The 15,431-nt window shown below is 40.3% G+C and carries 14 protein-coding genes; 9 read left to right on the top strand and 5 right to left on the bottom strand.

What is annotated here, in order from left to right; all coding sequences use genetic code 11:
- Nucleotides 1–59 precede the first annotated feature (59 nt).
- The 5 genes from HMPREF9455_RS04900 (at nt 60) to HMPREF9455_RS04880 (ending at nt 4,737) form a co-directional block, all read left to right on the top strand.
- Nucleotides 60–1,484, top strand: a complete 1,425-nt coding sequence (locus tag HMPREF9455_RS04900; RefSeq protein ID WP_006798505.1) for a glutamate synthase subunit beta — start codon at nt 60–62, stop codon at nt 1,482–1,484.
- Nucleotides 1,485–1,630: 146 nt separating this feature from the next.
- Nucleotides 1,631–2,320, top strand: coding sequence for a calycin-like domain-containing protein (locus HMPREF9455_RS20625; protein ID WP_006798504.1), 690 nt, complete (start codon nt 1,631–1,633; stop codon nt 2,318–2,320).
- Between the two features lie 106 nt (nt 2,321–2,426).
- Entirely contained in the window at nt 2,427–2,969 is a 543-nt protein-coding gene (locus HMPREF9455_RS04890; protein WP_006798503.1) for a C40 family peptidase, read from the top strand.
- A 95-nt stretch (nt 2,970–3,064) separates the two neighbouring features.
- Nucleotides 3,065–3,817, top strand: coding sequence for a C40 family peptidase (locus HMPREF9455_RS20620; protein WP_006798502.1), 753 nt, complete (start codon nt 3,065–3,067; stop codon nt 3,815–3,817).
- Nucleotides 3,818–3,981: 164 nt separating this feature from the next.
- Entirely contained in the window at nt 3,982–4,737 is a 756-nt protein-coding gene (locus HMPREF9455_RS04880) for a creatininase family protein (RefSeq protein ID WP_006798501.1), read from the top strand.
- 5 nt (nt 4,738–4,742) lie between these two features.
- Here HMPREF9455_RS04880 and HMPREF9455_RS04875 read toward each other — a convergent pair whose 3' ends face one another.
- The 4 genes from HMPREF9455_RS04875 to HMPREF9455_RS04860 form a co-directional block, all read right to left on the bottom strand.
- Nucleotides 4,743–5,351: a hypothetical protein gene (locus tag HMPREF9455_RS04875; protein WP_006798500.1), complete on the bottom strand. Its 609-nt coding sequence runs from the start codon at nt 5,349–5,351 to the stop codon at nt 4,743–4,745.
- Between the two features lie 28 nt (nt 5,352–5,379).
- Nucleotides 5,380–8,619, bottom strand: a complete 3,240-nt coding sequence (locus tag HMPREF9455_RS04870) for a UvrD-helicase domain-containing protein (protein ID WP_006798499.1) — start codon at nt 8,617–8,619, stop codon at nt 5,380–5,382.
- On the bottom strand, nt 8,597–8,935 hold the full coding sequence (locus tag HMPREF9455_RS04865; RefSeq protein ID WP_006798498.1) for a translation initiation factor: 339 nt from the start codon (nt 8,933–8,935) through the stop codon (nt 8,597–8,599). The genes HMPREF9455_RS04870 and HMPREF9455_RS04865 overlap by 23 nt, the downstream gene beginning before the upstream one ends.
- 89 nt (nt 8,936–9,024) lie before the next feature.
- Complete coding sequence (locus HMPREF9455_RS04860; protein WP_006798497.1) at nt 9,025–9,504, bottom strand: methylglyoxal synthase; 480 nt, start codon at nt 9,502–9,504, stop codon at nt 9,025–9,027.
- 261 nt (nt 9,505–9,765) lie between these two features.
- Between HMPREF9455_RS04860 and HMPREF9455_RS04855 the strand changes: the two genes are divergently transcribed.
- From HMPREF9455_RS04855 to HMPREF9455_RS04840, 4 genes are all read left to right on the top strand, one after another.
- Complete coding sequence (locus tag HMPREF9455_RS04855) at nt 9,766–10,194, top strand: MarR family winged helix-turn-helix transcriptional regulator (RefSeq protein WP_006798496.1); 429 nt, start codon at nt 9,766–9,768, stop codon at nt 10,192–10,194.
- On the top strand, nt 10,195–11,502 hold the full coding sequence (locus HMPREF9455_RS04850) for a TolC family protein (protein ID WP_006798495.1): 1,308 nt from the start codon (nt 10,195–10,197) through the stop codon (nt 11,500–11,502). It abuts the gene before it with no gap.
- 93 nt (nt 11,503–11,595) lie between these two features.
- Entirely contained in the window at nt 11,596–12,693 is a 1,098-nt protein-coding gene (locus tag HMPREF9455_RS04845; protein WP_006798494.1) for an HlyD family secretion protein, read from the top strand.
- 100 nt (nt 12,694–12,793) lie between these two features.
- Nucleotides 12,794–14,401, top strand: coding sequence for an MFS transporter (locus HMPREF9455_RS04840; RefSeq protein WP_006798493.1), 1,608 nt, complete (start codon nt 12,794–12,796; stop codon nt 14,399–14,401).
- A gap of 106 nt (nt 14,402–14,507) precedes the next feature.
- Here HMPREF9455_RS04840 and HMPREF9455_RS04835 read toward each other — a convergent pair whose 3' ends face one another.
- Nucleotides 14,508–15,431: a 3-phosphoglycerate dehydrogenase gene (locus HMPREF9455_RS04835; RefSeq protein ID WP_006798492.1), complete on the bottom strand. Its 924-nt coding sequence runs from the start codon at nt 15,429–15,431 to the stop codon at nt 14,508–14,510.

Genomic DNA, 15,431 nt, shown 5'->3' with positions numbered 1-15,431 from the left:
AATTTGAGAATGTATTTACATTTGCTAATCAGCTAATTTCCGAATTTTCAAATTAGAAAATGGGAAATCCAAAAGCATTTTTAACAGTAAAGAGGAAAGACGCAGGATACCGTCCGGCACAGGAGCGTATCCTCGATTTTGGTGAAGTAGAACAGACCCTAAATACAGAAGACCGCCGCGAACAGGCATCACGTTGTATGGATTGTGGTATCCCGTTTTGTCATTGGGGGTGCCCGCTAGGCAATAAAATGCCCGAATTTCAGGAGTATATATACAGAGGTAACTGGAAGCTGGCGGCAGAAGTACTGATGCAGACAAACGACTTTCCTGAGTTTACAGGACGTATTTGTCCCGCACCTTGTGAGAAATCGTGTGTACTGTCGATACACCGTGCTCCTGTAACAATTCGTGAGAATGAGGCATCTGCATTGGAACACGCTTTCAATGAAGGTTTTATTCAGCCTAAAATACCTGCACACCGTACAGGGAAAAAAGTGGCCGTGATAGGTTCGGGGCCATCGGGATTGGCTGTGGCAAATCAGCTGAACCAGAAAGGGCATGACGTGACTGTTTATGAGAAAAATTCCAATATAGGAGGCTTGCTCCGTTTCGGTATTCCTGACTTCAAATTGAATAAGAATATTATCGACCGTCGCTTGAAGCTGATGGAAGCCGAAGGTGTGAAGTTTGTAGTAAATACTGAAATAGGTAAAGATGTAAAAGGCAAAGATATTCTGAAAGAATATGATGCAGTCTGTGTTGCTATCGGTTCACAGGTTCCACGCAACCTTCCGGTTGAAGGCCGCGAACTGAAAGGCGTCTACTATGCTATGGAATATCTTACCACTCAAAATAAGATGATTGCAAAGGAAGAAATTCCTGCCGACCAGATTATTGATGCCAAAGGCAAGAATGTTCTTGTCATCGGTGGCGGAGATACAGGTTCTGACTGTATTGGTACTGCAAATCGTCAGGGAGCGGCAAGTGTTATGCAGATCGAAATTTTGCCTAAGCCACCAAAATTAGAAGATATCGACAATCCGTGGCCAATACCATTTCCGGTTGTACTGAAAACTTCTTCATCACACCTTGAAGGCTGTGAGCGTCGCTGGTCGCTGAATACGAAGCGATTTATTGGTGAAGATGGTAAACTAACCGCAGTGGAACTTGTTGAAGTAGCATGGGAACAAGACGAAACTGGCAAACATATAATGAAAGAAGTAGGAGAGCCTGAAATCCATAAGATAGACCTTGTTTTCCTTGCTCTTGGTTTCGTTCATCCTATACAGGAAGGCTTATTGAAAGAGCTTGATATAAAGACCGATGATATTCGCCGTAATGTAGCAACCGATTCTAAAAGAGCAACTAATATAGCCAAAGTATTTGGCGCAGGCGACTGTGTAAGCGGACAATCATTAGTTGTAACGAGTATTGCTTCGGGAAGAAAGACCGCACAACATATCGATGATTATTTGAGTAAATAAAGGTTAATTTTAGTTAACTTTTGTGCTGTCAGATATAGTTATGGTGTTATAACTTTTGCGAAGTTGCATATCTTTATGCAACTTTGGCTTTATAGAATGCATCAATATATCTAGGACACTAATTTTATTAACCAAATAAATTCATTATGAACAAGAAACTTTTATGTTTATTAATGTTTGTCTTTTCATTAGGACTGACTTTTACAGCATGTAGTAGTGACGATGATGATCCGGTGAACCTGACATTGGAAAAAAGCGAAACCAGCGTTGATCAGGGAGCTACTGTGACAGTAAAAATAACTCAGGGTAATGGAGACTACAAAGTAAGCTCTGCAAGTGAAACGACTGCAACCGCTTCGGTAAGTGGCGATGTAATTACTGTATCTGGTGTAGCCGCAGGCGAGACTACTATAACAGTTACCGATAAGGATAAAAAAACAACTACTCTTAAAGTTACAGTTGTCGGTCTTGCTGACCAGGTTGCAGGAACATATAGTGGAACACTTTCTGTATTAGGCCAAGATTCTGAAAGTGAAATAACTCTTGAAAAAATCTCAAGTGATAAAGTTAAAGTAAGTCTGAAGAATTTCTCATTTTCTGAGATGGAATTGGGTGATATTATTGTAAGTGATATTCCTCTGACATTAAGTAATGGGAAAGTAATATTAGAAGAAACTTCTACATCTCTAACATTAACAATGATGGGTAATCCGATAGAAGTTGATGTTGCTGTTTCAGGAACTGTCGAAGAAGTATCTATGAACTTGGCTATTGCAGTAACAAAGGTTCCTCTATTAGGAAGCATAGATGTAACTTTCTCAGGTGATAAAAAATAATGACGTCTATTAATTTCTTTATTTAATATACGGAAAGCGGTTTTTGGAAACAAGAGCCGCTTTTTCTATTATATAATACTTACCTTTAGCATGTAAACCAGATTTTATGAAAAGATTTATCCTCTATTCCATACTATCCGTCCTGTTGATTCTGTTGGTTACTTCCTGCGGAACACAAAAAACTCCGGGCGGGCAATTGTATGATCCTAAAGAAGTAGCGGAGCTTTCCAAAAAACTAGGTATACCTCTCAGTAATACAGATAAGGATGATGATAAGAATATGCCGTTGTATGCCGAAGTTTCCCAATGGCTAGGTGTGCCATACCGTAATGCGGGACTGTCACGGAGAGGTCTTGACTGCTCCGGATTTGCATTTCTGATGTATCAGAAAGTATATAGGATGAGGATTCCAAGGTCGACATCGGACCTGTCAGATATGAAGATGCACAAAGTATCTAAAAATAATCTGAAAACGGGTGATCTCGTTTTCTTCGCCACATCTAAGAATTCAAACCGGATCAACCATGTAGGGATTTACCTGAAAAATGGAAGTTTTATACATGCATCAACCTCAAAAGGTGTGATCGTAAGCCATCTTGACGAAGGTTACTATAGTCGCACATGGAAAAAGGCCGGCCGGATAAAATAGTTAAAAGAGTACTTAAATAATTATAAAAAACACAGTTGCTTAGCCTTATATTAAGTTGATTTTCCTACTTTTATCCGATTTAAAATTTAACACCCATGCTTGCACAGAAGAAATTTTTGAGAATATCCATTATGCTATTAGTGTTTTCAATGGGATTTATGCCAATAGCAGCGATAACACCAAAACATTCAAAAACAGGTAAGAAAAAATCAAAAACAAGTGCAGTTACTACAAAAAAGGTAAAAGTAGAACAATCAGTCCACAACATAGAAGTTGAAACTACCGATGGCAATATAATTGCGTTGCCTCAGGTGAAGCAGACATTGGAAGACCATTCATCCCTATTCCCTTCGTCAGATAATTTGATGGCTGATGCCAGTCTATCAAGGACGATGGATGCGCTCCAAAAACATATGATAGAAATTAAAGAGATGCAGGAATTGTCATCTCAATTAGGGGTTTCTGTAAAGGATGTATCTTTTCTGCCTTTGTACCGTGAAGCCGCCGATTGGCTGGGTACGCGATACAGAAGAGGGGGGATGAGCCGTAAGGCAGTTGATTGTTCCGGTTTCACCAACATTATTTATAAAAACGTATTCGGGCAGCAGCTGGACAGGGTGAGTACCACTATTGCTAAAAATGTGAAGGAGTCTATCCTTGATAAAGAAGATCTTCTCCCCGGCGATATGGTATTCTTTTCTACTTTCAACAAAAAATATATCAACCATGTGGGTGTGTATCTGGGAGAGGGTAAATTTATCCATGCATCTATAAAATATGGTGTTATAGTAAGCTCTTTGGCCGAAGGTTATTACAGCAGGACTTGGCGTAAAGGCGGAAGAAATTAATATTTAGTTAATATTGACATACGGGAGATATCGAAAGATATCTCTTTTTCTTTTTATGTAAATACTTAAGATGAATTCCGGTTTCATTTCTATCGATAAAATCATTTGGAATCCATTATCATTTATTAGCTTTGTTATTCTTATTCATTCTAAAACTGAAATACATGAATCTTTCGTTCGATATCCTTACCGCTATATATAATGATACCAAAGGGCAGACGTATGATTTTGCTGTTCTTCCGTGGGGAGCAACCGAACCTCACAACTATCATTTACCATATATCACCGATTGTTATCTTGCGCATGGTATATCAGTAGATGCTGTGATAAAGGCATATGATTCGCAAAAGATAAAAGGTATGGTGTTGCCCCCGATTCCGCTGGGTTCACAGAATCCCGGGCAGAGGGAGCTTCCTTTTTGCCTGCATGGCCGGTACGAAACCCAAAAGGGTATACTGACCGATATTGTGGCTTCTCTCGATTGTCAGGGGATATATACGTTGGTTATAGTGAATGGTCATGGCGGCAATAGTTTTAAAAACATGATCCGTGACCTTGCTGTAGATTACCCTCATTTTCTGATTGTGGTCAGTGATTGGTTTGCAGTCTTACCTCAGGCCGGATATTTTGAAGAAAGGGACGACCATGCCGGAGAAATGGAAACTTCGGTAATGATGCATTACTATCCCGAACTTGTGAACTTATCTCTGGCCGGAGACGGGGCTTATACTCCGTTCAAACCGGAAACATTACGTGATGGTACCGGATGGACCCCGCGAAATTGGGCGCAGGTATCATACGATACAGGTATAGGAAATCCTAAGAAGTCTACCGCTGAAAAAGGCAAGGTGTATGCCGGAGCTGTTAGCCAGAAATTGTCGGAACTTTTTGTCGATTTAGTAAAAGGTGAAATATATTGAGTATACTAGTCCTCTTTATTATCCATCAATTTCTGATAAGTACTTAGTGTCTCGTAATAATCGTAGTTCATAATGTCCGATACAACTACCTGCTTTAACTGACTCCATTTCTGGCCTTCACGTTTATATATAAGCATTTCGTACGGTATGGTTACACTATAGTCCCCTTTGTTTGATAAAGTATCAGCGATCAGATATTGAGCAGGTATATAGCGGCCAAACAGGCAGAAGTCTTCAATATCTAAATCTTTTCGTAGTATCTCATCTATATTTTTCGCTGTTTCATCATCATAGAAGAGATTTCCTTGCGAATCTTTAATCAGTTGTATATTATTCTTTTTCTCAAAATCTTTATATTTTAATACGCCTTCATCTGTTTTCGGTACATACAGGATTGAATATTGACCTTTACCCTCTATTGTGTAGACTGCTGAAGGAATCTCCATCATCAGGTCTATCAACAGACTCTTATTCAGATCGAAATTATTAATGATTTCCTCATGGTTGAAGCCCTGTTCTGCAACTGCGGACTCCGTATTCTCTTTATTTTTATTATTACATGATATCAAGCCGATAGCCAGAGATATAATAAAAGTAAATTTAAATAACTTCATATATATTGTATTCGAATTTTTATTGATTTCAAATTTCCACAGTCTTCTCCAGAGTAAGATAACAAATATAGCCTTTTACATCCGTATATCCCATTTTTTTTATCTGTTCTACATAATATTTTACCTGACGGATGTATTTTTTATCCTCTTTTTCGCCAAACTTATAATCAATGACAACGACTTCGCTACCTTTTATCATTACACGGTCGGGGCGGCTAAATGTTCCTCTTGGTTGCAATATCTGCACCTCGTTCAGCACTTTATATTCGCCGGAATACCAGGCGGAAACTGTTGCGTCGGACAGGTAATTGTGAAGTAATTCAATTACCGATTTTTTTTGTTCCAGAGTTATATCGCCCGAAATATGATATTCTTCCACTGCATTTTCAATATCTTCTATAGTTTGCACATTACTCACTATCTCATGCATCAGGGTACCATAGTCGCGTTGTCCCGAATCGGAAAAATAATACTTGTTTTTTAATAGCAGTTTTACCCGCTCGTCATACGGTGTACCGGATAAGGTGTCTATATTTACTTCCTCGACAAGAGACTTTTTCTCTTTTTTTACGGGAGAATACGCTTTATTTATTTCAAATATACCTTTTTCTTCATTCAGATATTGAGGCAAGTCGATATATGCCGGCTTATCAGATAACAGGGTAGGAGATGTGTTTACACAAGCCCATAGTAAAGAAGATATATTGCTTACCTCATCTTTTTTCGGGCGCGGAGCAAAAACGATCAGTTCATTTTCGGCACGGGTGAAAGCCACATACAACACATTTATATTGTCGATAAATGCGTGTAGGCGTTCATCGAAATATTCATAGTCGAAGATTGTATTTTTCAGTTTCTGCGAATACTTTACGGGTACGAGGTGTAGCCGGTTGAATGGCTCGGCTTGTGGATGGCACCACAATATAGTTGTCAGCTTATGATCTATCTCCCAATTGCAAAAAGGAATGAGTACTACTTTAAATTCCAGTCCTTTCGACTTGTGTATGGTCATGATACGTATAGCATCCTGCCCGTCGGGAGTAAATATAGTCTTGCTTACACCTGTTTCGTCCCACCATTTAAGGAATGCGTCAAGGTCTGACGAGTTGCGGATTGTGAAATCAAGCACCATATCGAGGAATGACTGTATATAAATCTGTTCGTTGTCTTCCATTGCGCTGCGGAACAATTCAAACATCTCCTCCGTCATTTCATATAGAGGCAGTTCCCTGATGCGGTTGAGTTTGTCTCTGACCTCTTCGGGCAAATCATCCTTTGCCGAAAAATATTTCTGTAAAGCCTCTTCTGCACTCAACTGGTTGCTATACTTGAAATATTCGTAAACGGCCAGAACTTTCAGAGAATTATCCAGAGGGTTATGGAGGTATTTCAGCAGGGCGATAATCAGCTTTATACTTTTGGAGTTTCCAACAAACAACGCTTCATCGGAAATGATATCGTACCGGTATTTTGCATCCCTGTGTTCGCTTTTATATTCCAGCAGGCGGTTGGCTACATCTGCACCCTCCTTTTTTGTGCGAACGAGGATCGCGATGTCTTTCAGCTTATAGCCCCTGTCCTGGAGGCTTTCTATTTGTTCCGGTAATTGTTCCAGGGCATAATCCTGCCACACATGTTCATCGGTATCTATAAACTCTACTTTGACATGCCCTTCGTTGCTTTTATGGCTCTCCGGTATTTCCTGGTATAATTCGTTATATGCTTTGGTTATACGGGAAAAAAAAGGCTGTAAGCGCTTATCATCGGTATCTTGCAGTGGCTTGTTGTATGTATCTTGCAACAGATTTGCTCCGATGGTAAAAATGGCATTGTTGAACGCTATTACATTGTACGAACTACGCCAGTTGGTTCCGAGTGTTTCATGATTGATGCCCTCATTAGCGAAATCTTTGTCGAGCTGTTCGTCCAACAGCTTCCAGTCCGAATTCCGCCAGCGGTAGATACTCTGCTTTACATCCCCTACAATGAAATTCTTATTACCTCCGCTCAGGCTGTCACGCACCAGCGGCAGGAAGTTCTGCCATTGCATACCTGATGTATCCTGAAACTCGTCTATCATATAGTTATTGACGCGCAGTCCTACTTTTTCGTAGATAAACGGTGATTCATTTCCCTCTATGATACGGCTAAGTAATTCGGTAGTATCCGAAATTAGCATGACGTTGTTTTCCGCAGCATACTCCCGTATTTTTTTATCCACATCACCCAGTATTCCAAGCGTGAAGAAATAGCGGTTTATTTCGTATGCCGTCTGATAGGTACGTGAATTGTCGTAATGACTTATTATATTGCAAACGCAAACGTTCAGTTCCGGATATGCGTCTTCTATTTTGCTTCTGATCTCTGCTCCGGTTTTTGCCGTGTACCAGCCGGATACTTCATCGGCCATCGTGCGGAATGTATTTGTAGGCTCGTCTATCACACTGTTTGCCCATTTCAGGAATGAGAAGAAGGGAGAACGCGACCCTCCTTTAAAATCTTCCGGTTTCAGTCCGTAGCGGGTCATTATATTCAGTGCTTTTTCGCCTGTCTCCTGTGAAGTCTTTTCAAAGGTTTGGATGATGGCGAAAAGCATCTCCTTGTAGTCTGTCATCAGCTGCTTGTCGGAGATGTTTTCCTGTACCTGATTGCTGTATGTTTTAAAACTTTCTTTGAATATCTCTTTCGACAGGGATTGTATGTCGTTGCGGATATTCCATGTTTCGCCATTCTCCACTTTTTCTTCCGAAAAACGAATGAGCCAGTCCAGCAGTAGTTTGTTATCTTTGCTTTCCAGATCGTAAAGCATGGAGTCGATGGCTTCACCCAATATTTTGTCGGTATCCAGTTCCACGTTGTATCCTCCGCCCAATCCTATTTCGCGGGTAAAGGCTCGCATGGTTTGCTGGAAAAACTTGTCGATAGTACTTACCGAAAAGGCCGAATAGTCGTGCAGGATGCGTACAAGGATGTCATATGCTTCTTTTCTAAGTTGCTCTTCGTTGAAGCTGTATTCATGGGTTAATAATCCGATGTAGTCGGAATCACGGCCTAGCGCTAGATTCGCCAGTTCAGCTATGATGCGCCTTTTCATCTCGTCCGTGGCCTTATTGGTAAAGGTTACAGCTAATATGTGCCGATAGGCAAAGGGTGATGAAAATAACAGGCACAGATACTCGGCGGTCAGGCGGTGAGTTTTACCCGAGCCTGCCGACGCTTTATATACATGCAGATTTACTTCATCGTCAAATAATGCGTGCTTTGGCATATCCTTCCTTTTGCAGGAGTTCCAGTATTTTGTTTCTGAAATCGCCTTGTATGATGATTTCACCGTCTTTGGCAGAACCTCCGACGCCACATTTTACTTTCAGCAACTTACCCAATGCTTCCATGTCTTCGGTAGTACCAATGAATCCGGTAATCAGGGTGACCGCTTTTCCTTTGCGGTTTCGTTTATCCAAAGAAATGCGCAATGCCTGCTTTTCTTTTGGCAAAGTATCCTGCTCTTCTTCGCCTTCTTTTTCATATTTAAAGTCCGGATTGGTAGAATATACCACATTCAGACGGTCTTTCCAGTCGCTCATAAGTAGGTAATTAACAATTAATAATTAACAGTTAATAATTGAAAATATCATCTCGTTGTTAATTATTAATTCTTCATTCTTAATTATTCTCACTCTTTTAATCTTCTGAAACTTGCGTCAAAATTAGCCCTGTCGAAATTTTCGTATCTCGGGCTTGTAGGCTTGTAGTCGTCGTTGTCCCACAAAGTACTTGTCAGCATCAGGTCGGCACTGTAGCGATTACATGCGATAGGCACATTATGTACGCGACACTGACGAAGCAACATCATAATATCTGCCTCATGTGGTTGCGGGTTCAGGTCGTCGATAAGGAAAATAGCCATATCCACTTCGTGCCGGACAACCATAGCGGCTATTTCCGCATCTCCACCCATAGGTCCTGAGTTCATACGTGTTATCTCCGCATTTATTCCTTTTTCTTCGAACGCCTCTTTTATCAGGGTTCCGGTGGTTCCGGTACATACCAGATGATGTTTTGCCAAAAAATCGGAGTTGTAATAACACCATTCTACCATGTCTGCTTTGCGGTGATCGTGCGCTACCAGAGCTATTGTCAGTCTTTTATTCATATTCATTATTTTTTTAGATTGTGAAATGATTATACTATCACAAAGTTTTATTATTAATTATTCCAAAGATAAGACATTTCTGTGTCTTTTTAGCTAAGGATCGGTTAAGTAAAGAAAGATAAGTCACTACATTTTTATTACTACAATAATTATAGCCAACATCTCACAATATTATTTTATGACAAATATAAAAATATATATTAGTTAAACATTCAACTAATTATTTTGTTATATCTTTGCATACGAAAAAACTGAAGAGATATGATGCAAACATTTGTACAGACAATATTGCAGACTCAGTCTTTCTACCGTCAGATAATCCATCGAAAAATGCGAGAACATAATATAGATGTAACATTCGAAATGTTGCATATATTAAGGTGTTTGGACAGTGTTGATAGTAAAGTCAATCAACAGGAACTGGCAAATCTGACGTATAAAGACAAATCGAGTCTTTCCTATCTGATAAAGAATATGGAAAAAAGAGGACTGGTCTCACGTGAAGAAGATCCGTCCGACAAACGCAACAAACTTGTGGTATTAACGGCTAACGGGGAAAAAATGCATACAGAAATCAGGGAGATAATAGAAGACGTATATACGAAACTGGAAGAAAATGTTAATTCACGGCATATTCAGCTATGCATAGAATATATGAAGGAATTTACGGATATTAATAAGGAAAGTTAAGTGAAAACAACACTATACATATTACTGGCTACATTAATATACACATCATCGCTTACTGCACAGAATACATACAGGCTTACGGTAAACGAATTGTTTGAACGCGGGTTGCAAAACAGCATAGCAATACAATCATCTGTGATAAAAACACAGATATCGGAAGATAAGGTAGGCTTGGCAAAGAATAAACGATTGCCCGATATTTCGGTTAGCGGCCTGTTCGGTTATGTGGGTACGCCAACCATCCTCGATAGAGACTTATCATTCCTGAAGCACTCCGACACTCCCGACTGGAAGCAGAATTATCAGGTGGCAGCAACTCAGCCCATATATCAGGGTGGACGGATAAAGAACAGCATAGAGAAAGCGGAATTGGAAAAAGAGATAGCTCAATTATCCTTACAAAAGGATAAATCGGAGCTGAAACTCTGGTTAATAGGTAAGTATCTCGATTTATTTAATTTATATAAAGAACGGGAAGTATATGCCAAGAATATTGAAGAAGCTCAGATCCGTCTGCGGGACATTGAGAAAATGAAAGAGGAGGGGATGATTACCACAAACGATGTTTTGCGTAGCCAACTGCTTCTCACAAATTATGAATTATCGTATAAAGAAACGGAGAATAATATCACCCTTACCTCCCAGCAACTAGACATTGTAATGGGAATGGATGAAAATACAATTCTTGAACCGGATCAGAACCTGCTGTTATTCCAACTTGATATACAGCAGGAAAACGACTATATATATCGGGCTTACGCACAATATCCGGATATGAAAATTATGGAAAAGAATATTGCTTTAGCTCAAAATAACCTGAAACTGACAAAGGCCGATTACATGCCTGTATTATCATTACAGGCGAGCAATACACTGGCCCGCCCCATTCCGAATGTATCACCTGCTCAGGACTTGTATCTGAATGCATGGGGTGTGACGCTGAATCTGTCGTACCATATTTCTTCTTTATTTGACCGGAAACATGCCACCAATACGGCAAAAAGCCAGATACACCTTCAAGAACTGGCACAAGAACAGCAAAGGCAAAATATCCGTACAGGTGTGAAGGCGGCATTTGTAAAACATCAGGAGGCACTGGACAGAATAAAAGCATTGGAAAAATCTGTGGAGCAATCGAATGAAAACTACCGGATAGTAAAAAACAGATACTTCAACCAGCTGGCTATACTGACCGATTTACTGGATGCAAATACAGTGCAGTTGAATTCGGAGTTACAACTTACTACTGCAAAAACAAACGCGATATATACATACTATCAATTACAAAAAGTTAGCGGAAACCTATAAGGTCGCGGACCTATTTATTACTTTGGTAAGTAAAACAACCAGAGTTTGTTATATTTTATAAATATATGATTAAATCCTTTCAGTTACTTAATTATGGATACAGATAAATCGAACTTAGCTGACAGAAAAGAGGAAAAAGAAGCCTATCGTAAACTGAAAAAGAAGCGCATACGCAATATTATACTCAATATCATCAGTATATTATTAGCGTTGGGCGGTATCGCGTGGGGAGTGAACTTCTTCATCCGTTACTATCGCTACGAAATAACAAACGATGCAACAATAGAGCAATATATAACACCTATCAACTCACGTGTATCGGGTTATATAAAAGAAGTGCGATTTACCGAACACCAGTGGGTAAACGCGGGAGATACCCTATTGATAATAGACGACAGGGAATTTAAAATAAAAGAGATGGATGCCGAAGCCGCACTGATGGATGCCAAGAGTTCTTCATCTGTGCTTTCGTCAAATATAATTACCACATCTGCAAATGTTACTGTTTCGGAAGCAAATATAGAGGAAGCAAAAGCGCGCCTATGGAAAGCCGAGCAAGATCTGAAACGTTATAAGAATCTACTGGATGCCGAATCGGTTTCCCGGCAACAGTACGACCAGATAAAAAGTGAATATGATGCTCAAAGCGCGCATTATAACGCTTTGCTCCGGCAGAAAGAATCCCTGAGGTCGACATCTGCCGAAGCCGCAAAAAAACAGGGGAATGCGGAGGCCACAATCCTCCGCCGCGAAGCAGATCTGGAAATGGCTAAGCTAAATCTGTCATATACTTCTATTATTGCCCCGTATAGTGGTTATGTAGGCCGTCGCACCCTTGAATCCGGACAACTGGTTCAGGCCGGACAAACAATAACCAACCTGATCAAAAACGATAATAAATGGATTATAGCCAACTACCGCGAAAAACAGATTGAAAATATTTACATCGGGCAGAAAGTAAATATAAAGGTAGATGCTATAAGCGGTAAGACATTTACAGGAACGATAACAGCGATATCCGAAGCTACGGGATCCAAATACTCAATGCTGCCGACCGATAACTCCGCCGGAAACTTTGTGAAAATACAGCAACGGATACCTGTCCGTATCGATTTTGAAGGTATATCGCCCGAAGATATGCAGAAATTGCGTGCGGGAATGATGGTGGTTACCGAGGCGATAAAAGAATGAGGAATTAATTAAGAATGAAAAATTAAGAATTAAGAGTGGCGTAAGCGGCTTGTAGCTTGTAATTTCCCGAAGGGGAAAGTAACTCGTAACTAATATAAAAATGATAATTCCGGTAATACGCACAACGACAATCAGCCCTTTCAGAAGCTGGGTTCCGAACTGGCTCAAGGTGGTTGTTGCCCTGACTATACTTATTCCTGTATTACTGGTCAACGGTGCATACACAGGCAGTAATATAGACATATCCAGTTATCTTGGTGTAATATCCGAGGATATCAACATGGCTTATTATGCGTCATCGGTCGGTATGGCCGTTGCATATCTGGTTATACCGAAAATAAAACCTTTGGCTACAGCCAAAACAATTATTCTAGTGGTACTTTTATTCCAGGTATTACTCAGCCTGATATGTGCCGAAACAGACTACATAGAAGTAATCATCGTTTGCAGCTTCTTTATCGGTTATTTCAAGGCTTTTTCGATGATTGAGACTATCAACATATTGATGCCGGCATTAAGCCCGAGCGGAACACGTAACGAGTTCTATGCAAAGTTTTATCCTATTACATTGATATGTGGACAATTGTCTTTAGTCCTCACAGCCGAGCTGGCTTACCTGTATAACTGGCAGTATATGTATTATTTTATGATACTGATGTTGCTGGTCGCCATTATTGCAGTGGTTGTATGCATGTCGTTTGCCCGCAGACTGGTGCGTATTCCTTTCAGGGATATAGACTGGCTGAGTTTTTTCCTTGTATCAGTCTGTTTTATGGCTATTGTATATGTGGCAACATATGGAAAAACGAAAGACTGGTTTTCTTCAACCAGTATCATAATAGCAACAATACTGATTCCGCTGACAGGCTGGATGTTTATACGCCGCCAGTTTTCCGATGCTCCGTTTCTGGATATGAGTGTGCTGAAAAACCGTAATTCGGTAACGGTATATCTCCTTTCTTTCGTACTGATGTTTTACGCATCATTCAGTATACTGATATCTTCTTATACTACCAATGTACTGAGACTGGACAGTACGCATATGAATGAACTGTATTTGTATATGATTCCGGGCTTTCTGGTAGGAGGGGTTATATGTTATTACTGGTTTGTAAGAGAAATCCGTATGGCCTGGCTTATCTTTATGGGTTTTGCCTGTTTTACAATTTCACTGGCGCTCCTGTATTTTATGATAACGCCTGCAGGCTTGTACGAAGACCTTTATCTGCTGATGTTTCTCAGGGGTGTAGGTATGTTGGTGCTGTTTGTGGCATTTGCTATTTATGGCATATACGGACTTTCTCCTAAACAGCTTATATATAATGCATTCTTTATGATATCGGCCCGTTCGGCTCTTGCTCCGGCAATCGGCGCATCAGTGCTTACAAACTGGCTGTATCGTTTGCAACAAAAAAATGTCAGTATCCTTTCAGAAGGTGTGGATATGCAGAATGCTTTGGCCGGCAGCCAGTTTACCACATCAGTAAATACTGCATTGTCACAGGGCTGGAGCCTCGAGGACGCGCAACGTATAGCGACTAACGCGTTGTATCAGAAGATACAGATACAAGCGGTAACAGTCAGTATAAAAACTATTGCAGGCTGGATGTTGATTCTGGGTATTTTCCTTTTAGTCTGTATCGTACTTTATTTTCTTCAGTTTAAACCTGTGAGATTGATGAAGATGGGTAACGATATGTCAGGGTAAGCAATTAGAAAATTAGTAAATAAAAAAGCTCCAGTGTTTTACTGGAACTTTTTTCTGTACATTAGCTTATTGTATTGTCAAATTTGCTAATTTCCGAATCTGCTAATTACTTTTTATTCACTCTGAAACGTTCATTTCCGTTCTTAATGAAATCGACGATCTGGCTGGCTGCTGCTATACCTGCATTGGTATTAGCTTCGGCGGTCTGCGCACCCATTTTTTTAGGAGTGGAGAAATACCGTCCTGCAAATTTCTCCGCCATTTCAGCATGGTTGCCCGGCATAATGTCGGTGACATATTTGAAGTCTTTACGATCTTCCATCAGTTTCACGATTTCGGCTTCGTTGATAACTTCCTTACGTGCCGTATTGATGAGTAATGCATTTTTCGGCATCTTACTCAATAGCGTGTAATTGATAGAATTCTTAGTCTCAGCAGTTGCCGGAATATGCAATGAAACAAACTGGCAGGTAGTATAAAGATCTTCGGCTGAAGCCACCGCTTTCACTCCTTCTTTTTCGATAGCTTCCGCAGTCAGGAACGGATCGTATGCATACACTTCCATACCGAAGCCTTTTGCTACGCGCGCCACATTGCGCCCTACATTCCCATATGCGTGAATACCAAGTTTTTTACCCATAAGTTCGGTGCCTGATGTTCCGTTATAGAAGTTACGCACTGCATATACAGCCAGTCCAAGAGCCAACTCTGCTACAGCATTCGCATTCTGTCCCGGAGTGTTCATTACACAAATATTGTTTGCTGTGGCAGCATCCAGTTCGATATTATCGAAACCTGCACCTGCACGCACAACGATTTTCAGATTTTTTGCTGCATCCAGTACTTCTTTATCGAATATGTCGCTGCGAATAATTGCCGCATCAACATTAGCTACAGCATCCAGTAATTGTTTCTTCTCAGTATATTTCTCAAGTAAAACAAGTTCGAAGCCTGCTTTTTCGATTACATCGCGGATACCGTTTACTGCTTCCGCTGCAAAAGGTTTATCTGTTGCTATTAATACTTTCAT

The organism is Dysgonomonas gadei ATCC BAA-286 (assembly GCF_000213555.1).
Taxonomy (GTDB): domain Bacteria; phylum Bacteroidota; class Bacteroidia; order Bacteroidales; family Dysgonomonadaceae; genus Dysgonomonas; species Dysgonomonas gadei.
The sequence above is the reverse complement of the archived record's forward strand: the minus strand, read 5'-3'. Positions and strand labels throughout refer to the sequence as shown.

Bases quoted from the DNA above. Each gene is read 5' to 3' on its own strand.
- HMPREF9455_RS04900 (WP_006798505.1), top strand. From the start codon at position 60: ATGGGAAATCCAAAAGCATTTTTAACAGTAAAGAGGAAAGACGCAGGA.
- HMPREF9455_RS20625 (WP_006798504.1), top strand. From the start codon at position 1,631: ATGAACAAGAAACTTTTATGTTTATTAATGTTTGTCTTTTCATTAGGA.
- HMPREF9455_RS04890 (WP_006798503.1), top strand. From the start codon at position 2,427: ATGAAAAGATTTATCCTCTATTCCATACTATCCGTCCTGTTGATTCTG.
- HMPREF9455_RS20620 (WP_006798502.1), top strand. From the start codon at position 3,065: ATGCTTGCACAGAAGAAATTTTTGAGAATATCCATTATGCTATTAGTG.
- HMPREF9455_RS04880 (WP_006798501.1), top strand. From the start codon at position 3,982: ATGAATCTTTCGTTCGATATCCTTACCGCTATATATAATGATACCAAA.
- HMPREF9455_RS04875 (WP_006798500.1), bottom strand. From the start codon at position 5,351: ATGAAGTTATTTAAATTTACTTTTATTATATCTCTGGCTATCGGCTTG.
- HMPREF9455_RS04870 (WP_006798499.1), bottom strand. From the start codon at position 8,619: ATGCCAAAGCACGCATTATTTGACGATGAAGTAAATCTGCATGTATAT.
- HMPREF9455_RS04865 (WP_006798498.1), bottom strand. From the start codon at position 8,935: ATGAGCGACTGGAAAGACCGTCTGAATGTGGTATATTCTACCAATCCG.
- HMPREF9455_RS04860 (WP_006798497.1), bottom strand. From the start codon at position 9,504: ATGAATAAAAGACTGACAATAGCTCTGGTAGCGCACGATCACCGCAAA.
- HMPREF9455_RS04855 (WP_006798496.1), top strand. From the start codon at position 9,766: ATGATGCAAACATTTGTACAGACAATATTGCAGACTCAGTCTTTCTAC.
- HMPREF9455_RS04845 (WP_006798494.1), top strand. From the start codon at position 11,596: ATGGATACAGATAAATCGAACTTAGCTGACAGAAAAGAGGAAAAAGAA.
- HMPREF9455_RS04840 (WP_006798493.1), top strand. From the start codon at position 12,794: ATGATAATTCCGGTAATACGCACAACGACAATCAGCCCTTTCAGAAGC.
- HMPREF9455_RS04835 (WP_006798492.1), bottom strand. From the start codon at position 15,431: ATGAAAGTATTAATAGCAACAGATAAACCTTTTGCAGCGGAAGCAGTA.